Raw genomic sequence first — 23,417 nt, 5'->3', positions numbered from 1 at the left:
TCCAGCGGCGTCCGGGCGTTGCCCGCCGGCGACGGTTTCACGGGTGCCGGATCCGTCCGGTGTGCGGCGCCGGTGGACCTCGTGGACATGGCCGAGTCGTACCTACTGTGTCCGGGTGAACGATGTGAGCAGCGTGTGCACGGGCCGGATTGTCGTCCTGGTGCTGCCCGAGGTGAACCTGCTGGATCTGAGCGGTCCGGTGCAGGTATTCCATGCGGCAGCCCACTTGGGGGGCGTCTACCGGCTGGAGTATGTCGCCGAGACGGGCGGGGTGCGTTCGGCGCAGGGACTGGAGCTGGCCGGGCTGCAAGGGCTGGCGGAGACGCGGGCCGGCCGGGGCGACATGGTGCTCGTGCCGGGGCCACAGCTGACCGGATCCGACCGGCTGGTCTCGGACGCGGCCGTGCGGTGGGTGCGGGACGCGTACGACGCGGGGGCACGGGTGGCCTCGGTGTGCACCGGCGCCGCCGTTCTGGGTGAGGCGGGGCTGCTGGACGGCCGGGCATGCACGACACACTGGTCGCTCACCACGGCCATGCGCGAGCGGTATCCGAAGGCGCGGGTGCGCGAAGCCGCGCTGTACGTCCACGATGGGCGGGTCAGCACCAGCGCGGGCATCTCCTCCGGAATCGACCTCGCACTGTCCCTCGTCGAACGCGATCACGGCCCGGAACTGGCCGCCGCCGTCGCCCGTGAGCTGGTGCTCTATCTGCGGCGGGACGGCGACGACGCGCAGATCAGCCCCTTCCTGCGCTACCGCGACCATGTCCGGCCCGCCGTTCACCGGGTGCAGGACCACCTCGCCCAGAACCTGGACACCCCGCACACCCTCGACGAGCTCGCCGCCGTGGCCCATCTCTCCCCGCGCGGCCTGACCAGGGCCTTCACCTCGGCCACCGGGATCACCCCGCTGGCCTACCAGCGGCAGCTGCGCCTGGAGCGGGCCCGCACGCTGCTGACCGGCACCGACCTGACCGTCGAGGCGGTCGCCGCACGGTGCGGCTTCCGCGACGCACGGCAGCTGCGCAGGCTGGTCGCCGAGACCCTCGGCGTCCCGCCGTCCCAGCTGCGGACGCGGCTACGGCCCGCCGGTTGACGCATTCCCTCGCGAACAGCTCACCGGGCCCACCCCCGTCTCACTTTCTCTTCTTGTCCTTCCCCGCCTGGGGGTCGCAAGGGCGCACAGCACTGATGCCGTGTGCCCGAAATATGGAGGTATGTCTTGTCTGAGTCGAGTAAGGGCCGCAGGGCGGTCCGCCGTGCCGGATGGGTGCTCATGGGCACGGTGCTGTCGGTGGCATCGTTCGCCGGAATCGCTTTCGCGGGGGTGAGCACCTCGATGGCGGACAGCTTCGCACCCGCGCCGACCGCTTCCGGCGATCGGGCCTGGCCCGCCGCCAAGCCGGTGCCCAAGGACCGGATCACGGTGGCCGTGGCGGTCAGCAGCGAGGGCTCCGTGGCCACCGACGTCCTGGCGCCGTATCAGGTGTTCGCCGAGTCCGGGAAGTTCTCCGTCTACACCGTGGCCGCCGAGCGCCGCGTCTTCCCGCTGTCGGGAGGGGCCCACCTGCTTCCCGACCACACGCTGGCGGAGGTGGAGCGCGGTACGGTGCCCGAGCCCGACGTGGTGGTCGTGCCCGCGGTGGCCGACCCCACCGGTGCCAACGAGGCGTGGCTGCGGCAGTGGATCGTGGAGCGGCACCGCAGGGGCGCGCGCGTTCTGGGGGTGTGCGCGGGCTCGGAGCTGCTGGCGGCCTCCGGCCTGCTGGACGGCCGTGACGCGACGTCGTTCTGGTCCGCCATCGACGCCCTGAAGCACCGGTACCCCCAGGTGCACTGGGACCGTGGCCGGCGGTACGTCGAGGACGGCCGCGTGACCACCACCGCCGGCGTCACCTCCGGCACCGTCGGCGCGCTGCGGGTGGTGGAGGAACTGGCGGGCAAGGACGAGGCCGCCCGGATCGGGAAGGGACTGTCGTATCCGGGCTGGACCGTGGACGGGCCGACGGCGATCCCGGCCAACCACCTTGCTGTCGGTGACCTGCCGTACGCGCTGAACGCCGCGTTCCCCTGGCTGCGTCCGACGGTGGGCATCGGCCTGGTCGACGGCGTCGGCGAGATCGACGCGGCCGCGGCCTTCGAAGGCTACGGCGGGGTGTCGTTCACCGCGCGAACGGTGGTACTCGGCGCCCGTGGCACCGTCACCACCCGTCACGGTCTCGTACTGGTCACCCGGTCGGCAGACCGTCGATCCCACGGGGTCGACCGTTTCGTCGTGCCCGGCGTCGCCGAGCCGTCGGCCGTCGACGCGCCGCTGCGCACCTGGGCGCACCGCAACAAGCTCGCCGTGGAGCTGCCCGGTGGGGGACGGCACACTGAGGAGTTCGGGTTCGACCCGGTCCTGCGTGATCTCGCCGAGCACAGCGACCGCCGTACGGCCCTGGTCACGGCGAAGTTCTCCGAGTACCCCTCCTCCCACCTGACGCTGACCGGGGCGGCCTGGCCCTGGCGGTCGACCCTGCTGGCCGGGGCCGCGGTCGTGGTCAGCGTTGCTGCGGGGTTCGTCCCGACCGTGATACGGCGAGCGGTGCGACGTCGGCGGGCGACGAAACCGCCCCATGGCCTGCCAGGCCGGACGGGCTCCGAGGTCCAGGAGTACCCGGCAAGTGAGGCCGGTTCCCGGAGGCCTTCTTCAGTGAGGCACCGGTGAGCCGTGTGCGTCCGGCGAGCTGACCCGGCTGGGGACGAGCCAGGAGCACCGGCTGGTCATCGCTCTTCCGCGCCAGAAGCGGGACGAGACGCCGCTGGAACGGCCGGGTCCGCAGGACGGCGCCGCCGTATCGTGCTCGTCGGCTTCTCAGCGGGCGGCCGTCGGCGGCACCCCCTGCGGGGCCGGAAGCGTCCGTCCCAGGCGGGCGAGCGGGGACAGAGCCATCAGCAGCGGGGACAGCATCATGCCGGCGGCCGTCGCCAGGAGGCTGGTGCGCAACCCCCAGTCTTGCGCGAGGAGGCCGCCGAGCAGTGAGCCGAGCGGGGTCAGTCCCATGCCGGCGCATGTGATGGTCGCGGCCGCGCGGCCTTGCATCCCGTCCGGGGTGACGGCCTGCCGGACGGCCATGACCGTGACGTTCACCAGTTGGCCGAAGGCCCCGAACACGAAGTTGACCGCCATGAGGACAGGGATCGTCACCGCAGAGGGACCGTGAAGTGCGGGCACACCGAGCATCACGCCGTCGCCGAGTGCCGCCGCGGACACCAGCACCGCGCCGTGACCGAGCCGGTTCGGAAGGTGGGCGGCAAGCAGCGATCCCAGGAGTGCGCCCGGTCCGGTCGCCGCGAGCGCCAGCCCGACAGCGGTGCCCGACAGGTGCAGTTCACGTGTCAGGAAGAGCAGATAGACGGTCATCATGGCCGCGAAGGAGAACTGGAAGGCGGCCGAGGCGAGGCCCACGGTCCGCAGCGAGGTGTTGCCGATGACGAAGCGGAGGCCCTCATGGATCCGTCGCCAGACCCGAGGCGGGCGTTCCGAGCGCTCCGGGATCGATTCGTGGCGGCGGATCCGCCGGATCGACAGGACCGACAGCACGAAGAACAGCGTGCTGGACGCGGCGGCGAACGGCGCCGACAGCAGGGACACCAGCATGCCGCCGAGGGCGGGGCCGCCGATCCGGGCCGCGGACCGGCTGCCTTCGAGCGCGCTGTTGCCCCGCACCAGCTGGTCGCGTTTCACCAGTCGTACGAGAGACGCCTGGTACGCCACGTCGAAGAACACGGACAGGGCCCCGACGGCGAAGGCGACGACGAGCAGTGCCGGCAGGCCGAGCCCGCCGAGGAGGCCGGCCACGACGGCTCCGCCGAGCGCCAGAACCCGGCCGAGGTCCGCCAGCACCATCACCGTGCGGGTCCGCCACCTGTCCACCCACGCGCCGACGAAGAGCGAAAGGAGCAGTATCGGCGCCTGCCCCACCGCACGGAGGGCGCCCAGTCGGCCGGCGTCGGCGTCGAGCGTCAGCACGGCGATCAGCGGCAGGACGACCAGGACGGCGTGCTCGCCGAGTTGGGAGGCCGTCTGGCCCACCCAGAGCCGGCGGAAGTCGCTGTCCCGCCACAGACCGGGCAGCGCAGGCGGATGAGAATCGTTCGCAGCGGAAGCGGACGGCACAGGAATCCCTTGGGTTGCCGAAGACGAGACCCGCCACCCCGGCGCACGACACACGCACCGGTGGTTCAGGCGAGGAAAGGCTCGCTGCGCCGCGTATCAAGGGCAGCACGCGATGACGGGCCGGTCACGGCCCACAACGTCAACGCGCGCTCGGACGACCGGGCATGTCTTGGCTCCTCATGGGTCACTCGCTGTCCCCGGACACTAGCCCACTCCGCGCACCCTGCGCCCCACAGTTGTACGGACCGTTCATCAGCCTCTCCGCGCCCGGGGGCCGGGTATACCCCGGCGGTCGCCGAGGTGATGTTCGTTGGCCCACCCTCCACATCTGCCCGAACCCCCGGGCCCGCAGGTGCAGCTGCGACTTCTGCGGCGTCAGGCCAGGGACTCGGCGCGGGTGGGATCGATGGCGTACTGAAGAGGCTGACCCCCTGTGAAGCGGCGGAGTTCGTCGAGCACAAGCTGTCCGAGGCGGTGACGTTCGGCCCCGAGGGCACCGCCGAGATGGGGTGTCAGGACAACGTTGGGAAGGGTGAAGAGTGGCGAGTCACGGGCCGGCGGCTCCGGGTGCGTGACATCGAGTACCGCGGTGAGGTCGGGTCTGGCACGCAGGACCTCCGCTGCGGCTCGCTCGTCGATGAGCGCGCCACGCGCGGTGTTGATCAGCGTCGCGCCCGGCCCCAGGGAGTTCAACAGCCGTGCCCCGATCGTTCCGCGGGTCTCCGGCAGGAGTGGTGCGTGAAGACTGACGACGTGGCTGGTGGCAAAGAGCTCCTCGATGCCGACGAGCCGGACGCCCGTCCGCCGGACGGTGTCTGCGGAGGCGATGGGGTCCGTGGCAAGGACCTCGACGTCGAAGCGGCCGAGGTGGGCCGCAACGAGACGACCGATGTGCCCGAGCCCCATCAAGCCCACGCGTGACCGGTAGGCACCCGGGACCTCGGGGTTGTGAGGAAAGTGACGGCTGCTCGCCACCTCCCGGGTGATGCGGTGTACCTGCTTCAGCCCGAGGAGGACCTGGGCGAGAGTGAACTCCGCCACCGGAATGGCGTTGGCCTCGGCCGCGGAGACGATCGGAATACCGCGTGCCCAGAAAGCGGGCGTGGTCAGGTGCCGTACGGAGCCCGCCGCGACGAGGACGGCCTGCAGCTGAGGGGCATGCGACAAGAAGGCGGCATCGAGGACGGGCGCGCCCCAGCCCGTGAGCAGGACGTCGACCCCTCGCAGCACGTAGGGGTCCTCGTCGAGCTGCTGCCGTGTGAGGGGTGGACCCTGCCGGTGCACGAGCCGGTCGATTTCGGCCAGAACCTCGCGGGGATAGACGTCTGCCCTGCGTTCTTCCTCCATGACCAGCAGTGCTGTCGGTCTGGGTGCCGGCTCGTTCATATCGGTTGCACTCCTCACCTCTATCACTGACTGGTCGTCAGTGAATCGACTCGCGACCCTCGGCGGGCGTGTAGGGAAATGTCTGACCGGATGTCGAAGATTGGCGTGACTTGCTCAGTGCCCCGACAACACACTGCAGCACGATACATCGGATGACTGAAGAACCCTCAAGCGAAGCTTAGCCGCCCGGTCTTCGCCGCACCGGAGCCTGTCGCGATCGTGCACAATGTTGCGCTTTCGGCACCTGGGCTGACTGAACTGCCTTCCTTCCAGGTAATACTTCGGGGCGTCCAAGCCCCTCGCCGGAGCGCCGAACTGCGGGGGTGACACGCGGAGGCGTATCTGCTCAGATCTCGCGAGCCTTCGCAAAATTTTTGTATTCATCGGACTATTGACCGCCGATTCGGTCCCCGTTAGCGTCCCCAGTAAGCGCTTTCCAGGCCAACTGTGATGCGGGAAACGGGAGTTGTCATGCAGAGATCGCGGTGGGTCGGTGCGGGTTTCCTCGCGTCAGCACTGGTCCTCACCAGCTGTACATCCGGGCCTGCGGGAGTGGACGCCAAGCAGGACTCCAAGGCACCGCTCGAGCTATGGGTCAGGACGACACCGGGTGGACCGGGAGAGCAGGGCACGCTCAGAGTCGCTGCCGCCTTCGGGAAGGCCACGGGCTACAAAGTCGAGGTCACGGCCATCTTCGACGACTTCGAGACCAAGCTGCAGCAGCGGGCCGCGCAGAAGAACCTCCCCGACATCGTCATGAACGATGTGACGCAGCTCGGTGCCATGCACAGCCAAGGCCTGCTCCGGGAGATCGACCTGGACAAGGTCAAGAGCGGTAAGCAGGCCGTCGGCCAGGCCCTGGACTCCGGCAAGAGCGTGGACGGCAAGCAGTTCGGCCTGCCGTACTCGGCGCAGGCGTCCGCGCTGCTCATCCGCAAGGACTGGCGGGAGAAGCTGAAGCTCCAGGTCCCGCAGAACTGGGACGACTTTGCCGCGATGGCCGAAGCCTTCACCACCAGGGACCCCGACGGTGACGGCAGGAAGAACACCTTCGGCCTCGCCGCTCCCCTGTCCACCAAGCGCGGATACGCCTCCTGGTACTTCTCCAACTTCCTCTGGGCCGCGGGCGGGGACTTCATCACCGAGACCGGAGACGGCAAGTACAAGCCCGCGATGACCACGAAGCAATCGGTCGAGGCCGTGCAGTGGTTCCGCAGCCTCGGCTGCGAGGACAAGGTCATCCAGCCCGGTGCCGTAACCATGGAGACCCCGCCCACGAATGAGACGTTCGAGGCGGGCCGGACCGGCATGTTCGTCGTCGGCCCGTACCTCATGCCTCGCTTCGATGAGGCCCTTGGCAAGGACAAGTACGAGGTCGTGCCGATGCCCAAGGGTCCGAAGGACGCCACCGTGCTTGCCGAGGGTGGCTCCATCTACCTGATGGCGGGTTCCGAGAACCGGGCGGGCCAGGACGCCTTCGCCGACTTCGCCATCTCCGCCGAGGGCCAGAAGACCGGGATGCAGGGCGACACCGGCTTCACCGTGCAACTGCCCGTCAACAAGACGGTGGACATCTCCAAGGTCCGCCCCGACCCCCGCTGGACGACCTATGCCGAGGCGTACCAGAACTCCGGGCGGTACGCGCCGTCCATCCCGAACTGGACCCCGGTGCGGCAGGCGACCGCGGAGACCGTCAACGCACTGATGGCCGACTGCGACCTGGATACCGAGACCAAGTTGGGCGAGCTCGACAACCAGCTCGCCGACATCCTCAAGGAACAGGGAATCGCCGCGCCATGAGTCTCGACCAGGCGAATCCGGCCGTCCCCTCGGAGGCCGGCCCCGCCATCCGGAAAACGGTCCGCCCGGCCGGCGGGGCAGCCGCCGACCGCCGCAGGCGCAACCGCCGGACGGGCCGGTGGTGGACGCCGTGGCTGTTCCTGGCCCCGGCACTGCTCCTCTTCCTGTACTTCAAGTTCATCCCCATGGCCAACGCGCTGACCATGTCTTTCCAGGACGTCCAGCCGTATCTCGGGAACAAGTGGGTCGGCACCGAGAACTACTCCACGGTGCTCCACTCCGACGGCTTCCGCGAGGCCGCATGGCACACCGTCGTCCTCGCCGCCGGGCAGACAGCCGGCTCGATGGCTCTCGGCCTGGTGCTCGCGCTGCTGATGGAAGGGCAGGGCCGCCGACTGGGATTCGTGCGTTCCGCGGCGTTCCTGCCGGTAGTGGTGCCGATCGCGGTCGTCGCCGAGCTATGGCGGATCATGTACCACCCGACCGGGGACGGAATGCTCAACTCCATCCTCGGCCTGGTGGGGCTCGGCCCCTCGGGATTCATCAACGACCCCGACACGTCGATGGCCTCCATCATGCTCACCGGCATCTGGCGGGGCGCCCCTTACGACATGATGATCTTCCTCGCCGGGCTGACGAGTGTGGACCGCGGTCTGTACGAGGCCGCGAAGGTCGACGGTGCCTCCAGGCTGCAGCGGGTATGGCATGTGACGGTGCCCGGACTGCGGTCGGTGTTCTCGATCCTGTTCATCCTCGCCGCGATCCGCGGACTGCGCGTGTTCACCGAGGTGTTCCTGCTCACCAACGGCGGGCCCGACGGCTCCACCGAAGTCGTGATGACCCTGATCTACAAGCTCGGGCTGGAGCAGAACCGACTCGGCGTCGGCGCGGCGGGAGCCGTCCTGCTGTTCATCGCGACGCTGATCCTGACAGTCGTCGTCCACCTGTTGCGACGGAGGGAGAGCAAATGAACGCGCCGACCGAGACCGCGCTGGGCCTGACCGAGAGCAGGAGCCCGGGCGGGCGGATCCTGAAGGCCGTCACCTACCTGCTGGTCCTGATCGTCTTCGCCGGGCCCCTGATGGCCCTGCTGGTCAGCGCCTTCAGCCATGTCAAGGACCCGACACAGCTGAGCGTCATCCCCTCGGGCCCCACTCTGGACAACTTCAGGATCGCCTTCGACCAGGGCGTGCTCGCGTACCTGCTGAATTCGTTCTTCGTGGTCGGCTTCGGACTGCTGCTCCAGGTGGCCGTCTCCGTCCTGGCCGGATACGCGCTGGCCAGGAAGGTCTTCCCCGGGATGACGCTGGTGCTGGTCGCCATCCTGGCCACGCTGATGCTGCCCGAGGAGATCCTGGCCCTCCCCCTGTCCTTGATCCTCGCCGATCTGCCGATCGTCCACTTCAACCTCATCGGCACCCTGGCCGGAATGATCGTCCCGTTGGGAGCCTGGGGATTCGCCATCCTGGTGATGACCGAGTTCATGAAGGACGTGCCCCGGGAACTCGAAGAGGCCGCTCGTATCGACGGCGCGGGCGACCTGCGCATCTTCGCCCAGATCATCCTGCCGATGTGCAAGCCCGCGCTCGGGGTCATCGGAGTCTTCGGCTTCACCATGATCTGGGACCAGTACCTGCTGCCCCTCCTCGTCTCCACCGACTCCTCCTCCTACACGCTCCCCCTGGCGCTGCGAACCCTGCGGATCGACCCCGCCGTCACCCCTGGAGTGGTGATGGCAGCCTCTCTGCTGGCCCTGCTTCCCTCCGTGATCGTCTTCCTGTTCTTCCAGCGTTCCTTCGTCCACGGTCTGTCCTCCGGCGCCCTGAAGGGCTGAACCGGCAAGCTGTCTGTCCGTCAGGGTCATTTCCCCGAGGGCGAGTTGTATCGCGACGCGCTCGCCCGCTACGAGCGGTTCCCGGCCTGCGGGCCGACGCGTGGCGACGAAACCGCCCACCTGACACGTCCTCGCCCCGCCGGCCGGCTGCGCGAGGACGTCCGTCAGCCGGTCTGATTCCCGCCCGCCCTCTCTCGAACCACACCGCACAACCAGCCCTCCGGTCGCGCCGACCGGAGCGCCGACCACGCACCGAACGCACCACCAGACACCGACGACAAGGAGCGATGCCCCCATGACCCCGAGCGCCGACACCCCACGGGCGTACCCGTCCGCGCCCGCCGCGACCACGGGTCCCACGGGGACCCCGGACACGACCTGGTTCACCACTGACCGGTTCGGGATGTTCGTCCACTGGGGCCTGTACTCCCTCGCCGCACGGCACGAGTGGGTCAAGAACCGGGAGAAGCTGACCGACGAGCAGTACCAGGTCTACTTCGACCACTTCGACCCCGACCGCTACGACCCGGTCCAGTGGGCCAGGGCGGCCGGCGCGGCGGGCATGCGGTACGTCGTCCTGACCACCAAGCACCACGACGGCTTCTGCCTGTGGGACAGCGCCCTCACCGACTACAAGGTCACCAACACCCCGCACGGCCGCGACCTCGTCGGGCCGTTCGTCGAGGCGTGCCGCGCGGAAGGGCTCAAGGTCGGCCTCTACTACTCCCTGATCGACTGGCACCACCCGTCCTTCCCCGTGGACGGCACCCATCCCCAGCGCGACGACGAGGAGTTCAAGGCCGCGACCGCCGACCGCGACATCCGCGACTACCAGCGCTATCTGCACGGCCAGGTCCGTGAACTGCTCACGTCCTTCGGACGCGTCGACTACCTGTTCTTCGACTTCTCCTACGCGGGCCGTAGTTGGTGGGGCGGCAAGGGCCCGGACGACTGGGACTCCCCGAAGCTCCTGGAAACGATCCGCGAACTCCAGCCGCACGTCCTCGTCAATGACAGGACCGGCCTTCCCGGCGACTTCGTCACCCCCGAGCAGTACCAGCCCTCCGGCCCCATGACCAAGGACGGGCGGCCCGTGCTGTGGGAGGCGTGCCAGACGCTGAACGGAAGCTGGGGCTACGACCGCGACAACCTCGACTACAAGAGCGCCGACCTGCTGATCCGCATGCTCGTCGACGGGGTGTCCAAGGGCGGCAACCTGCTGCTCAACGTCGGCCCCACCGGCCGCGGCGACCTCGACCCGCGCGCCGTCGCCGTCCTCGGGGAAATCGGCAGGTGGATGGACCTGCACGAGCGGTCGGTCCACGGCTGCGGCCCGTCCCCGTACACCGCCCCCACCGAGTGCCGGTACACCCAGCGCGGCGACCGGCTCTACGTCCACCTGTTCGCCTGGCCATTGCGCCATCTGCACCTGCCGGGACTCGCCGGCCGGGTGCGCTACGCCCAGTTGCTGAACGACGCGTCCGAGATCACCCAGGTCCATATCGAACCGGACCGGCCCGCACTCAACACCGAGATGGGCGGGCAACCAACCGGAACGCTCACGCTCCAGGTCCCCGTCCAGCGCCCCGACACCCCCGTGCCCGTCATCGAGCTCTACCTGGACGCTCCGTCCGACCGGGCCGACGGCTGAGACAGGTCTCGACCCCCGATCCACCACCACACTCACGGAGGCATCATGCAACGCCGCACGTTCCTCATGGGTACCGCGGCAGGGGCGGCGCTGGTCACCGTCCCCACCGGCGGTCTCCCGATCGCGAGTGCGACGGCGGCCCCGGCCGCCGTCGGCTCACTGGACGAGCTCCAGGCCGCGATCGACCATGCACGGCCCGGTGACCGGATCGTCGTCGCCGACGGCAGATACACCGTCCCGTCGGACAGGCCCGTCACCATCCGGAACAAGCAGGGCACCGAGCGCGCGCCCGTGACCGTCGTCGCCCGGTCCCGCGGCGGCGTCGTCCTCGACGGCGCCCACAGCTTCGTCTTCGACCGGTCCAGCCACATCACCGTCAGCGGCTTCTCCTTCCGTCAGAGCAACACCTTGGAGATCCCCGAGACCTGCTCGCACATCAGGCTCACCCGCAACGATTTCCAGCTCGCCGACATCGAGGGCGTTCACTGGGTGATGGTGCGTGCGGACGACAGCTCGATCGACCACAACCACTTCCACGGCAAGAGCACGCTCGGCATCTACCTCGGTGTCGAGGGCGCGGGCACGGAGGAGATGGCCCAGCGCGTCCACGTGTACCGGAACTACTTCTCCGACCACAGTTTCGCCGGGTCCAACGGCGGTGAGCCGATCCGGCTCGGCGTCAGCCCACGGGCGCTGTCCAGTGCCCACGCGGTCGTGGAGTACAACCTGTTCGAGCGCGCCAACGGCGACCCCGAGGCAATTTCCGTCAAGAGCTCGGACAACGTCATCCGGTACAACACCATCCGCGACAGCTTCGGCGGGATCGTCCTGCGGCACGGCAACCGCAACCGGGTGGAGGGCAACCATCTCGTCGCCGGCACGGAAGGTCTGCGGATCTACGGCAACGACCACGTGATCGTCAACAACTACCTCGCCGGCCTGTCCGGTCGGGCCCTGGTGATCGGCAGCGGTTCGGCCCGTGACCACCTGCCCGGCGAGTCGCCCGACGAGCGCCGCGGCAACGACGCACCCGACCGGGTCCTCATCGCGTACAACACCCTCGTGAACAACAAGGGCACGCTCTCCGGCGAGAGCCAGCGCCCGCACGAGCCGCGGGACGTGACCGTCGCCGACAACCTGCTCGTCGCGGACTCGGGCGAGCTGGTCGCGATGGCGAACACCGTTCGTTTCACCTGGTCGGGCAACATCCTGTGGGGCGCTGCCGCGGACGGCAATATCCCGGCCGGTGGCTACATCCGTATCGACCCGAAGCTGGTGACGGGTCCGGACGGCGTCGCCCGGCCGGCGGCGGACAGTCCGGCGATCGACGCGGGCACACTCAGGCGGCCACCCGTCACTCACGACATCGACGCCCGACCGCGCGGGCGGGCCCGGGACGTGGGCGCGCAGGAGTACTCGAACAGGCCGCTCGGGCGCCGGCCGCTGAACCCTGCCGACGTCGGCCCCTACGCTCGCTGAGCACACCCCCGACAGGGACAGCCGGCCCGGTTCGCCCCCGGCTGCCCCACCGCGGGTCACCGGTACGTACAGCCGCGAGGGCTCTACGGATCCGGCCCGGTACGTCCGTGTCGCAACAGGAGGCCATCATGCAACGACGCACGTTCCTCAGGAGCACCGCGGTGGCAGCACTCGCCGCCGTGCCCCTCACCACCACACTGTCGGGCAGCGCATCGGCGGCCGATACACCGGTCGGCTCTCTGGCCGAACTCCAAAGTGCGATCAACGGCGCCGCACCCGGCGACCGGATCGTGCTGGCCGACGGTACCTACACCGTTCCCTCGGGAGGCGCCATCGACGTCTCCGGAAAGAACGGCACCGGCGCCGCACCGATCACCATCGTCTCGAAGACCCGCGGCGGTGCCGTGCTGCGCGGCGAGCGCAGCTTCGTCTTCAACAATTCGAGCAACATCACCGTCAGCGGCTTCGCCTTCCGGCAGAGCGCCACGATGGAGATCCCGGCGAACTGCTCGACGATCCGGCTGACCCGCAACGACTTCCAGTTCGCGGACATCGACGGCCTCTACTGGGTCGTCGTGCGGGCGAACGACTCGAAGATCGACCGGAATCACTTCCACGACAAGACCACCGCCGGCATCTTCATCGTCGTCGACGGCCCCGGCTCGACCGACATGGCCCAGAACCTCCACATCTTCAAGAACCACTTTTCCGACCACAGTTTCACCGGTGCCAACGGCGGTGAGCCGATACGGCTCGGCGTCAGCGGCCGGGCGCTGTCCAGTGCCCACGCGGTCGTGGAGTACAACCTGTTCGAGCGCTGCGACGGAGACCCCGAGGCCATCTCGGTGAAGTCCTCCGACAACACCGTCCGTTACAACACCATCCGCAACAGCCGCGGCGGGATCGTGCTGCGCCACGGCAACCACTCCACGGTGGAGGGCAATTACCTGATCGGCGGCACCGACGGGGTGCGGCTGTACGGCAACGACCACCTGATCGCCAACAACTACCTCAACGGACTGTCGGGCCGGGCCCTGGTGGTCGGCAGTGGCACCACCCGTGACCACAACTCCGGCGAGACGGCGGACGAAAGGCGGGGGAACGACGCGTGCGACCGCGCGGTGATCGTGCACAACTCCCTGCTCAACAACGCCGGTACGCTCTCGGGCGAGACCCGGGAGTACGAGCCGCGGGACGTCGTCATCGCCGACAACCTGCTTGTCGGCGCCTCCGGCAGCCTCGTCGCGATGGGGGCCACCACCGGCTTCACCTGGCAGAGCAACATGGTGTGGGGTGCGGCCTCCAACGGCAATATCCCATCCGGAGGTTACACACGGGCCGACCCCCGGCTCAGCCAGGGATCGGACGGCGTCCTCCGGCTGTCGGCGGGGAGCCCGGCGATCGGTGCGGCCACGCTGGGAAGCCCCGCAGTGGTCGATGACATCGACGGCGACCAGCGCGGCAGCACGCGGGACATCGGTGCCGACGAGTACTCGGCACTGCCCGCACTCCGCCACCCCCTCACGACTGCGGACGTGGGGCCGAACGCATCGTGAGCGGCCGCCGGTGACGCGGGCAGTTCACCTCCCAGGACAGTCTCCAGGGCTCCCCTCCGGGGCCTCGCCCGACCAGAGGGCCCGCCCCGGCCCGTCGACCGCCACCGTACGGCTCCGAGAACGGCCACAGAAGACTTGCCGCAAGGCAACCACAGGAAGGGGATGTCGTGACCGTGAGGAGAAGAGGCGTAGTGCGGCGTACCGCGTTCCGAGCCGCCCGCCGACCGGGTCGGGTGGCACCGTGACCAGGCTGGGTCTGTGCTCGGTCACCTTCCGGCGGCTGCCCGCCGCCGAGGTCGCACGCTGCGCCGCGGACGCGGGCCTGGAGGTGGTCGAGTGGGGAGCGGACGTGCATGCGCCTCCGGAGGAGCCCGGCACTGTCCGCGCGACCCGTGACGCTTCCGACCGATACGGGCTCGCCTGCTGCTCGTACGGCTCGTACTTCCGCGCCACCCCGGGCGAACTGGCCGAATTTCCGGCGGTCGCGCGTGCCGCGGTGCTCCTCGGGGCCCCGCGGGTGCGGGTCTGGGCGGGCGGAGTCGGCTCCCTGGCCGCCACGCCGCAGGAGCGGCGCGGGATCGTGGCCTGCCTGCGGGAGGCGGCCAGGATCGCCGCGGACCACGGGTTGGAGCTCGCGCTGGAGTTCCATTCAATGACCCTCAGCGACACCGTCGCCTCGACCCTTCGGCTGCTGGACGAGGTGGGCGCGGACAATCTCCGCACTTACTGGCAGCCGCCGCTCGACGCTCCCGACGAGGAGGCGGTGGCGGGGCTTGCCGAGCTCGGCGACCGGGTCAGCGCGGTGCATGTCTTCTCGTGGTGGCCGGGCAATCGCCGACTGCGGCTGGCAGACCGTGAGGGCCTGTGGGCCGGGGTCTTCGACCTGCTGAAGGGGCGGCGCGAGGGGCTTGAGGCGCTCTTGGAGTTCGTGCCCGGCGACGATCCCGCCGTGCTGGCGCGCGAGGCCGCGGCGCTGCGGCGCGCGGTGGCTCACCGGCCTGGGCCTCCGGCGCAGTCGACCGCACGAAGGCGGTCCGGCGGGAGCATCGGGCGGCAGTCACCGACGTGGTGATCACCAAGACACCTCGCCCTGGCGCATCCCATGATGATCCGCGCTGTCACCGCCGTGGGAATGCTTTTATGCGACCTGCTGACGAGCGGCTCCCGTTCCACCTCACCCGACACCAGGACGGTAGACATGCACATCAAGGACAAGGACACACTCCTGTTCATCGGTGATTCCATCACCGACGCGGGCCGCGACCGTACGCGTTCCGCATCGCTCGGCAGCGGATACGTCCAGGAGATCGCGCAGACCCTGCGCGCCGGGGCAGGCGCCGGACCCGGCCCCGCTGTCATCAACAAGGGCCTCAACGGCAATCGCGTGTACGACCTCGAATCCCGCTGGACCACCGACGTCATCGACCACCGGCCCACCGTGGTCACGGTCAAGATCGGCATCAATGACACCTGGCGGCGTTATGACCAGGGACTCATCAGCCCGGTCGACGAGTTCGAGGCATGCCTCGACCGCCTCCTCGCGGACACCGCGCGGAAACTGTCCGCACGACTGGTGGTCATCACCCCTTTTCTGCTCCCGGTCAGATCCGGCCAGGAAGCCTGGTACGAGGACTTGTCGCCCCGTACCGATGCCGTCCTTCGCGCCGCGCTGGCCAACGGAGCCCAGGTGGTTCGTGCGGACCTCGCCCTGCTTCGCGCCGCAGAGGAGCAAGGGGCAGCCGAGCTGGCCCCGGACGGGGTCCATCCGAGTCCCCTCGGCCACAGGCTGATCGCCGACGCCTGGCTTGCCGAGGTCGACCCTGTCCGCCTCGAACCCGGGACGGCAGCGCGCTGCGAGAGGCGGCCGGTCCGCCCGGAGGGCGACCCCGGGATGCCCGGAGGAGACGGCGTACACGATTGAACAGCCAGGAGGAGCCCGGGGCGGGCGGTACAGGCGTGTCCGCCCGTTACGCCGAAGGGCTGCCGGCAGCGGTGCCCCGGGGCGCTTCCGGCATCAGGCGCCCGGGGCGCCTCCTGGATTTGAAGGCCGAAGTGCTCGCACTCTCTGCCGACGCGCTGTCATGAGGCGCGCCAGCCGCTCCAGCGCAGGACCGAGACCTCGACCACCGGTCCGCCGGGTGGCCGGCCGGCGTACTGCTGGTATTTCGCCGTGAGCAGGCCGATGCAGCGGGCTGCTTCGGGGGACCGGTCCGGCGGCGGGAGCACACGGGCTTCGCCGTCGGCCCGGGACCACCACAGGCGGTCCCAGTCCTGCTCGTAGTGGTCGGTGAGCAGGCAGACCGACGGGTTGGCAGCGATGTTGGCCAGACGTTTCAGCCGCGTCGTCCGCTTCGGTTTGTGGTCCACGGCCAGCATCACCGTGTCGCCGTCCACGGCGAACACCACCGGAACGAGGTGCGGGCGGCCCTCCGTGTCGGCCGTCGCAAGGTGGGCGATGCGCGCCGCGGCGAACCGCTCCCGTGCCTCAACACTCGTCAGAGCAGGCATCGCGCGTCTTCCCAACAGTCATGTCAGTTACGGACTTTCGGATCGGTCCCACTTCCGAGGCGCAGCGCTCTCCGGCGCCTCAGCGGTACCGGGCAGCGACTTCGGCCAGTCGGTCCAGGTACTCCAACGTCTCCCGCTCCGGCATCGTCGGTACGTAGAACAGCAGCCGCTCGACCCCCAGACCGGCATAGCCCTCGACCTGCCCGGGGTCGTCGGGAGCCGCGTACACCGTCACCGGCACCTCGCGGTCGGCGAGGTCGCGCAGCCGCTCGATCTGCGGACCGAGCTCCTGCGGCGACATGCTGTTGGCCAGCCACGCGTCTCCGAGCTGCGCCACCCGTCGGAACGCGCCCTCGCCACCGCCCACGTAGATCGGTGGATGGGGGCGCTGTACGGGCTTGGGCCAGGCATAGACCGGATCGAAGTTCACGAACTCGCCGTGGAACTCGGCCTTCTCCTCGGTCCACAGCTCCCGCATGGCGCGCAGTCGCTCGTCGGTGAGCCGGCCGCGGGTGGCGGGGTCGGCGCCGTGGTTCCTCATCTCCTCACGGTTCCAGCCGACACCGACGCCGAGAATCACGCGGCCACCGGAGACCAGGTCGAGCGAGGCCACCTCCTTCGCCGTGGTGATCGGGTCGCGCTGCGGGATCAGCGCGATGCCGGTCCCCAGCAGCAGCCGCTCGGTCACCACACCGATCGCGGTCAGGGCGACGAAGGGGTCGAGGGTGCGGTAGTAGATCTCCGGCAGCTCACCACCGCCGGGGTAGGGCGTCTCGCGGCTCGCCGGGATATGGCTGTGCTCGGCAATGAACAACGAGTCGAACGTGCGTTCCTCAAGGGCGGTTCCGAGCGAGGTGGGGCTGATGCCCTGGTCGGTGATGAAGGTCGAGACCCCGAATTTCACAACGGCTCCTCAAAAGGGCGGGTACGGGACAGCACGGGCGGCACAGATCCCTGATTACCCTCCCCGGATGATCCCGCCCCCATGACCACCCGGGAGAACCATCACCGCGCATTGGTTCCGGACCTGCTGCCGCGACCATGTGCCGGGGTACCGGCAACCGCTTCGGCTCGCAGAACAACCGATACCCGAGCCCTTGACCTGGGCACAGGACTGCCGCTCTGCGGATTGGGCGATGTAGTCAAGATGACGCCGGATCCGCCGCGGGAGTGCGTACACCGCCGTCGCCGCCCGGCCTTCCTGATTCCGGACCGTGCGCCGCGCAGATGTCCCGTACCCACTCCATGCGGAGGACCTCAACGCCGCTGACGGTCGGCGTTCGGAGTCGTGCACAGGGCGTCGTCGACCAGCTTGCTCTCGGCCTGTGCCACGCGCAGGACGTCGTCCGCGGAATCGGTGAGGACGCCCGACAACGAGACCGTGACGCTGCGCCGGCCATCGGCGGTGACGCCGGCGGCGCTGATCCAGCCGGAATCGCCGCCCTCGTGGCCCCAGTACACCCCGCCGCAGGACAGCGGGCGTGAGAAGAGCCCCAGCCCGTCACGGGCGCCCGGCATGAACTGCTTGAACTCCTTGCTGACCCGGATGGTCCGTTTCATGTGCCTCAGCTGCGCCGGTGGCAGGAGTCGGCCGCTGAGCAGGGCGCGGAAGAATCGGTTGAGATCGGCGGTGGTGGAGACGAGCCCGGCCTCTCCATTGGTGCCCGAGCCGACCTGCTCGGTGACGTCCACGAGCGGCTCGTCGGCCTTGAACCTCTGATAGGTCTCGGCATGTGGCTGGGGCAGCGTGGGTGAAGTACCCGGCCAGAAGGTGTGATCGAGGCCGAGCGGCCGGACGATCCGATCCCTTACCTCCGCATGCCAGGGGTGCCCGGTGACCCGCTCGATGATGAGGCCGAGCAGGACGTAACCGGTGTTGCCGTAACGCCAGTGCTTGCCGGGCCGGAAGTCCGGGCGGTGGCTCATCGCCCGGGCGACAGTCTGCTCGGGTGTGTAGGTGTCGTATCGGTGCTGGTAGAAGTCCTCCGCCGAGGTGTAGTCCGGGTAGTCGTCGTGGATGCCGCTGGTGTGCTGGAGCAGTTGGCGGATGGTGATCGCGCGACCGTCATTGCCGTTTCCGGAGACCACACCGGGCAACCATCGTTCGACCGAGTCGTCCAGGGAGAGACTGTGGTTGCCGGTGAGTTGCAGGATCACGGTCGCCACGAACGCCTTGGTGACGCTGGCTATCCGGAAATGACCGTCCTGAGGGACCGGCCGACGGTCCGTCAGGTCGGCGACGCCGCTCGTGGCAGTCAGGTTCCGGCCGTCGGAGGTGACCAGGCGGGCCTGCACTCCTGTCACGCCGAGTGCGGTGAGCGCATCGGCGTCGTTCTGGATCCGGAGCTGGATTCGGTCGTCCTGCTGTTGGGTGGCTATTGCGCCGGGCACACTGGTGGAAAGGGTTCCGGCCACGATGGCGGCCAGCGTCAGGTTCCGTCGGATGGATCGGCCGCGCCGCCGCGGTGTACGAATCGGTGAACTCTTCATGGGCGTTGACACTAGGTCTGGCTGAGGTGAGCAGACGGTACCGCTCACCCGTGAGAAAAAGGGGTAGTGGGCTGTAGTGCCAGGCTCCGTCGCCATGGCTCAGACTTGCGCGAATGAACCACCATGGGGCCAGTCGGCATTCGGCGATGTGGCGCGGTCTGGGCTATCTGCTGGGAAGCCTGTTCACCGCTGCGGTCGCCCTGTTCACGCTGCCCGTACTCATCGTCCCGATGATGGCTCGCGCCTGGGCGTCCTGGCATCGTCGCCGCGCCGACCGGCTGCTGCTCTCTCCGCGTTCTGGTCCCGTCCGTGTCGGTACGTGGCGTGTTCTCGGGTGGCTGTGCACATGCATGGTGACCAGTCTGGCGTTCGGGCTCGTCGTGGTGCTGTGCGCAGGTAACGCGGTGGCCACGGCCATCACGGTGCCCTTGTGGTGGGCGTTGCCCGCCGGCACCCGCGCGGGCGGCTTCGCCGCCGGTGTTCCACTGTCCGGGTGGAGCACGGCCTTGACCCTGGGGACCGCACAAGTCGTCATCTTCGCGGCCCTGACCTACTGGCTGGTTCCACTGCTGGCGCGCCTACACGCCCGGATCTGTGTTGCGTTGCTGTCCCCCTCGGCCGCCGAGAGGCTGGCGCGGCGTGTGGAGACGCTGACCGAGACGCGGGCCGACGCCATGAACGCGCACGGCGCGGAACTCCGCCGGATCGAACGTGACCTGCACGACGGCACCCAGGCCCGGCTGGTGGCCATCGCGATGCGGCTGGGCGTGGCCCGTGAGTCGCTGAGCGAGGACCCCCAGACGGTGGCCAGACTCTTGGAGGAAGCGCATGAGAGCACCGAGGAGGCCATGGTGGAGCTTCGTGCGGTGATCCGGACGATCTACCCGCCGATCCTCGCCGATCGCGGACTCGCCGGGGCGCTGGCCGCGCTGGGGACCCGATCGGCGATCGACACCACCCTCGATATCGGCGACCTCGGCACGATCCCCGCCGCGGTCGAGGCCGTGGCCTACTTCACGATCGCCGAGGCGCTCACCAATGTTGCCAAGCACAGCCAGGCCACCCGGACCACCGTCCGCGTCGCACGCGAAGGTGACCGGCTGTCGATCGAGGTCACCGACGACGGAGTGGGCGGCGCCGACGAGACGCTGGGTACCGGCATCGCCGGAATCCGCCATCGTGTCCTGGCGCTCGACGGCACAGTCCACATCCACAGCCCCAGCGGCGGCCCGACCACGATCACTGTGAGGCTGGCGTGCGGGTCGTGATCGCCGAGGACAACGTCCTGCTGTCCAATGGGCTGGAACTCCTGCTGACCGCCAAGGGCTTTCATGTTGCCGCGATCGCCCAGGACGCCCCCGGCTTCGTCGCTGCCGTCACCGAACACCGACCGGACGTCACCATCGTCGATGTACGGCTACCGCCAACCTTCCGCGACGAGGGCATCCACGCCGCCATCCACGCCCGTCGCCGGCACCCCGGCCTGCCCGTGCTCGTCCTCTCCCAATACGTCGAGCAGCAGTACGCCGGCGAGCTGATCTCCGATGGACGCGGCGGCGTCGGCTACCTTCTCAAGGACCGGGTGAGCCGGGTGAGCGAGTTCATCGACGCGCTGCGGCGGGTCGCCGCCGGCGGTACCGTCATGGACCCCGAGGTGATCGGGCAGCTCCTCACCCGTCACGCCCGCGACCCGATTGCCGCCCTCACGCCACGCGAACGCGAAGTTCTCGCCCTGATGGCCGAAGGAAAGGACAACGCCACGGTCGCGGCCCGGCTCGTCATCACCGAGAACGCCGTCCACAAACACATCGGCAACATCTTCGCCAAGCTCGGCCTCTCACCGGCCGACAGCGGCCACCGCCGCGTCCTCGCAGTCCTCACCTATCTCAGCCGCCACTAGCCAAGCCGTCGGCTCCGGAAGTCCTTCGGGGTTGACGTGAGGGTCCGAGCCGTGATCGGCGATCCAGTGCCGCATCAGCAACGTTTGCCTCGGGGATCGCGGCCCGCGCTGACTGATGTGCGCACGTAGGCCGGGACCGTGCGTCCCCGACGTCGAGTCACGCATCCAGTTGTGCACGGATGAGCGTGTCGAGTCGCTGATCGAGACGGCCGTCGAAGCCGCCGGGCGCGAGCCGCTCGGCCTGTTCGAGGAGCGGCGTGAGACGGCGCAGCTCCAGGCGTTCCTGAAGGCCCGGGCGGACAACCCGAGCTGTCCGAAGGACCCCTACGACTACAACGGCGACGGGGTCGTGGACGCGGCCTGCATGGGCGGCAAGCGCGTGAACGGGTTCTACGGCTTCGGCATCGTCAATGCCCTGCGGGGGTCAAGTAACCGCCCCGATCAACTTGTTGAGCCTCCGCAGGCGTCATACCACCCGTACCTCGAACCAACTGGAGACCTCTATGACAGCGCCGCACACGCGCTCCCATCGCCTCGTCGCCCTTCCGCTGGGGATGGCCATGGCGACCGCCCTCGCCTTCCTGCCCAACGTCACGGCGTCGGCGGCCGAGGTGGCCACGACGGCCACGACGGCCACGACGGCCACGACGGCCACGACGGCCGACGCGACCTCCCTCAGCTACATCGTCAACGTCGCTACCGGACAAGGCGCGTCCACGAGGGTGAAGAAGGCCATCGTCGACGCGGGCGGCACCATCGTGATCTCGTACGACCGGATCGGTGTGATCGTCGTCCATTCCTCGAACCCCGACTTCGCCCGGACCATCCGTAAGGTTCCGGGCGTGCAGTCGGCCGGCGCCACCCGCAACGCGCCCCTTGCCGCGCAGTCGACGACCGAGGTCGGCGCGACGCGGATGCTCAGCGCCAAGGAGGTCGCGAGCGCTCAATCAGCCGAAGGCCAGGACCCCCTGGAGCCGTCGCAGTGGGACTTGCCCGCCATCAAAGCGGACAAGGCGCACGAGAAGACGCTCGGCAGCCGCGACGTCACGGTCGCCGTCATCGACACCGGCGTGGACGACACCCATCCCGACCTCGCCCCGAACTTCGACCGCGAGGCGTCCGTCAACTGCGTCTCGGGCAAGCCGAACACCGCGGACGGGGCCTGGCGGCCGAGCGCGTCGGAGAACGCCGCCCACGGCACGCATGTCGCGGGTGTGATCGCGGCCGCCAAGAACGGCATCGGCATGACCGGCGTCGCGCCCGGCGTGCGGGTCGCCGGCATCAAGGTGTCCACCCCGGAGGACTACATCTACACCGAGGCCGTGGTCTGCGGCTTCGTCTGGGCGGCCGAACACCACGTGGACGTCACCAACAACAGCTATTACACCGACCCCTGGAACTTCAACTGCCTCGACGACCCGGACCAGAGGGCACTCGTCGACGCCGTCGCCCGGGCCTCGCGGTACGCGGAGCGCAAGGGCACGGTCAATGTCGCGGCCGCGGGCAACGAGCGCCGCGACCTGGACGCGGACTCCATCACCGACCCCGCCTCCCCCAACGACGGCACGCAGGGCGACCGCGTGATCGACCCGCACAAGTGCTTGGTCCTGCCGCCCCAGCTGCCCGGTGTGGTGACCGTGGCCGCGACCGGCGCGAAGGGCATCAAGTCCTCGTTCTCCAACTACGGCCTGAACGTCATTGACGTCGCCGCGCCCGGAGGCGACTCCCTCCTGTACCAGCCCCCGGCCGCGCCGGCCGGCGACGGCGGGATCCTCGGCACGATGCCCGGCGGCACGTGGGCCTACAAGTCGGGCACGTCGATGGCGTCCCCCCACGTCGCGGGGGTGGCCGCCCTCATCAAGTCGACGCACCCGCACGCCACCGCGGGCCAGGTGAAGGCCCTGCTGTACTCCGGGGCCGACGCCACACCATGCACGAATCCGTACGACATCGACTCCGACGGCAAGATCGACGCCGTGTGCAAGGGGTCGAAGAACCACAACGGGTTCTACGGGCGGGGGATCGTGAACGCGTTGAACGCTGTGACGAAGTAAGCGGCTCCGCGCGCAAGGGGTCGGGCCGTCGACTCTGTTGGTTCACGCCGACCCCTTCGTGAGGCCCGTCGCCGTCAGGCGGCGGGCCTCAGTGTTTCGAAGCGGGAGCTGTGGGTGTCGATTCGCGCAGCAGCGGTTCCGGGGACGACTGCGTAGAGGTAGCCACCTGCCCCACCACCGTCCACGTCCGGGACTCCAAGGTCGAGCAGGGCCACCAGCTCGCCCTCTCCCCCGCCGCCCAGAACCGGCTTCGTCGCGTACGCCGTGAGCGGCTGACCGGACTCGGACCGCACGACTCCGCGCCGCGCAGAGAATCAACTCCGTTGCGCGGCACGGCGGGTATCAGTGGTCAGCGGTCAGGCGTCAGGACAGCGCCAGCTCGGTGACGTTGTCGGCCTCCAGGACCCACGTCGCCTTCAGGCCGCCTTCCTTGACCCGCGCGTCGCCGTCGCCCTTGAGGACACCGATGCGCTTGCCGGACAGGGCGATCTGAACGGCGTGCTCGTACTCATGGACCCACCCCGCGCGGATGCCGCCCTCCTTCACGTAGACGACGCCGGTGTCCTTGAGGATGCCGATGCGCTTGCCGGAGAGTTC

General features: G+C 69.2%; 19 protein-coding genes and 2 pseudogenes. 15 read left to right on the top strand and 6 right to left on the bottom strand.

Translation table 11 applies throughout. The features are described 5' to 3' along the window. Positions 1-115 precede the first annotated feature (115 nt). On the top strand, positions 116-1,096 hold the full coding sequence (locus GA0115254_RS26205) for a GlxA family transcriptional regulator (RefSeq protein ID WP_256102776.1): 981 nt from the start codon (positions 116-118) through the stop codon (positions 1,094-1,096). A gap of 126 nt (positions 1,097-1,222) precedes the next feature. Next, positions 1,223-2,710, top strand: coding sequence for a DJ-1/PfpI family protein (locus GA0115254_RS26200; RefSeq protein WP_218105581.1), 1,488 nt, complete (start codon positions 1,223-1,225; stop codon positions 2,708-2,710). A gap of 147 nt (positions 2,711-2,857) precedes the next feature. On the opposite strand, the gene GA0115254_RS26195 is transcribed toward GA0115254_RS26200, so the two are convergent. Continuing rightward, positions 2,858-4,162: an MFS transporter gene (locus tag GA0115254_RS26195; protein ID WP_093897761.1), complete on the bottom strand. Its 1,305-nt coding sequence runs from the start codon at positions 4,160-4,162 to the stop codon at positions 2,858-2,860. A 375-nt stretch (positions 4,163-4,537) separates the two neighbouring features. Then, positions 4,538-5,548 (bottom strand): hydroxyacid dehydrogenase, encoded by a 1,011-nt coding sequence (locus GA0115254_RS26190; RefSeq protein WP_093897760.1) that lies wholly within the window; start codon positions 5,546-5,548, stop codon positions 4,538-4,540. A gap of 471 nt (positions 5,549-6,019) precedes the next feature. On the opposite strand from GA0115254_RS26190, the gene GA0115254_RS26185 reads away from it, so the two are divergent. The 8 genes from GA0115254_RS26185 (at position 6,020) to GA0115254_RS26150 (ending at position 15,789) form a co-directional block, all read left to right on the top strand. Next, the gene (locus GA0115254_RS26185) at positions 6,020-7,348 is read left to right on the top strand and encodes a sugar ABC transporter substrate-binding protein (RefSeq protein WP_093897759.1); all 1,329 of its coding nucleotides are present in this window, start codon (positions 6,020-6,022) and stop codon (positions 7,346-7,348) included. Further along, positions 7,345-8,319 carry a carbohydrate ABC transporter permease gene (locus GA0115254_RS26180; protein ID WP_093897758.1) on the top strand — a complete coding sequence of 325 codons (975 nt, stop codon included), beginning with the start codon at positions 7,345-7,347 and terminating at the stop codon, positions 8,317-8,319. Before GA0115254_RS26185 ends, GA0115254_RS26180 begins: the two co-directional genes overlap by 4 nt. After that, a complete protein-coding gene (locus GA0115254_RS26175; protein ID WP_093897757.1) occupies positions 8,316-9,182 on the top strand; it encodes a carbohydrate ABC transporter permease in 867 nt (288 codons plus the stop codon). The genes GA0115254_RS26180 and GA0115254_RS26175 overlap by 4 nt, the downstream gene beginning before the upstream one ends. Positions 9,183-9,477: 295 nt before the next feature. Continuing rightward, complete coding sequence (locus GA0115254_RS26170; protein WP_093897756.1) at positions 9,478-10,833, top strand: alpha-L-fucosidase; 1,356 nt, start codon at positions 9,478-9,480, stop codon at positions 10,831-10,833. Between the two features lie 45 nt (positions 10,834-10,878). Continuing rightward, a complete protein-coding gene (locus tag GA0115254_RS26165; RefSeq protein WP_093897755.1) occupies positions 10,879-12,312 on the top strand; it encodes a polysaccharide lyase 6 family protein in 1,434 nt (477 codons plus the stop codon). Positions 12,313-12,440: 128 nt separating this feature from the next. Continuing rightward, on the top strand, positions 12,441-13,868 hold the full coding sequence (locus GA0115254_RS26160; protein ID WP_093897754.1) for a polysaccharide lyase 6 family protein: 1,428 nt from the start codon (positions 12,441-12,443) through the stop codon (positions 13,866-13,868). Between the two features lie 241 nt (positions 13,869-14,109). Further along, positions 14,110-14,940, top strand: a complete 831-nt coding sequence (locus GA0115254_RS26155; RefSeq protein WP_093897753.1) for a sugar phosphate isomerase/epimerase family protein — start codon at positions 14,110-14,112, stop codon at positions 14,938-14,940. A gap of 30 nt (positions 14,941-14,970) precedes the next feature. After that, positions 14,971-15,789: an SGNH/GDSL hydrolase family protein gene (locus GA0115254_RS26150; RefSeq protein WP_256102775.1), complete on the top strand. Its 819-nt coding sequence runs from the start codon at positions 14,971-14,973 to the stop codon at positions 15,787-15,789. Positions 15,790-15,947: 158 nt separating this feature from the next. Here GA0115254_RS26150 and GA0115254_RS26145 read toward each other — a convergent pair whose 3' ends face one another. The 3 genes from GA0115254_RS26145 to GA0115254_RS26135 form a co-directional block, all read right to left on the bottom strand. Continuing rightward, complete coding sequence (locus tag GA0115254_RS26145) at positions 15,948-16,376, bottom strand: TIGR03668 family PPOX class F420-dependent oxidoreductase (protein WP_093897751.1); 429 nt, start codon at positions 16,374-16,376, stop codon at positions 15,948-15,950. A gap of 79 nt (positions 16,377-16,455) precedes the next feature. Next, positions 16,456-17,280: an LLM class F420-dependent oxidoreductase gene (locus tag GA0115254_RS26140; RefSeq protein WP_093897750.1), complete on the bottom strand. Its 825-nt coding sequence runs from the start codon at positions 17,278-17,280 to the stop codon at positions 16,456-16,458. Between the two features lie 353 nt (positions 17,281-17,633). Beyond that, positions 17,634-18,791, bottom strand: coding sequence for a serine hydrolase domain-containing protein (locus tag GA0115254_RS26135; protein ID WP_256102774.1), 1,158 nt, complete (start codon positions 18,789-18,791; stop codon positions 17,634-17,636). Positions 18,792-18,979: 188 nt separating this feature from the next. Here GA0115254_RS26135 and GA0115254_RS26130 point away from each other — a divergent pair, with 188 nt between their 5' ends. The 5 genes and pseudogenes from GA0115254_RS26130 (at position 18,980) to GA0115254_RS47770 (ending at position 23,206) form a co-directional block, all read left to right on the top strand. Beyond that, positions 18,980-20,134, top strand: a complete 1,155-nt coding sequence (locus tag GA0115254_RS26130) for a sensor histidine kinase (RefSeq protein WP_093897749.1) — start codon at positions 18,980-18,982, stop codon at positions 20,132-20,134. Beyond that, positions 20,122-20,766, top strand: a complete 645-nt coding sequence (locus GA0115254_RS26125) for a LuxR C-terminal-related transcriptional regulator (protein ID WP_093897748.1) — start codon at positions 20,122-20,124, stop codon at positions 20,764-20,766. Before GA0115254_RS26130 ends, GA0115254_RS26125 begins: the two co-directional genes overlap by 13 nt. Before the next feature lie 265 nt (positions 20,767-21,031). Continuing rightward, positions 21,032-21,187 (top strand): annotated as a pseudogene (locus tag GA0115254_RS46465) (peptidase S8); the annotation flags it as partial. A gap of 82 nt (positions 21,188-21,269) precedes the next feature. Beyond that, on the top strand, positions 21,270-22,820 hold the full coding sequence (locus tag GA0115254_RS26120) for a S8 family serine peptidase (RefSeq protein WP_093897747.1): 1,551 nt from the start codon (positions 21,270-21,272) through the stop codon (positions 22,818-22,820). A gap of 110 nt (positions 22,821-22,930) precedes the next feature. Beyond that, entirely contained in the window at positions 22,931-23,206 is a 276-nt protein-coding gene (locus GA0115254_RS47770; protein WP_093897746.1) for a DUF397 domain-containing protein, read from the top strand. Here the strand turns inward: GA0115254_RS47770 and GA0115254_RS26110 are convergent. Beyond that, positions 23,184-23,417, bottom strand: a pseudogene (locus GA0115254_RS26110) (peptidase S1); the annotation flags it as partial. The gene GA0115254_RS47770 and the pseudogene GA0115254_RS26110 overlap by 23 nt on opposite strands.

Origin of the sequence: Streptomyces sp. Ncost-T10-10d (assembly GCF_900091955.1) — a bacterium.
Lineage (GTDB): Bacteria > Actinomycetota > Actinomycetes > Streptomycetales > Streptomycetaceae > Streptomyces.
Note: the sequence above shows the minus strand (reverse complement) of the source record. Positions and strands in the feature narration are given on the sequence as shown.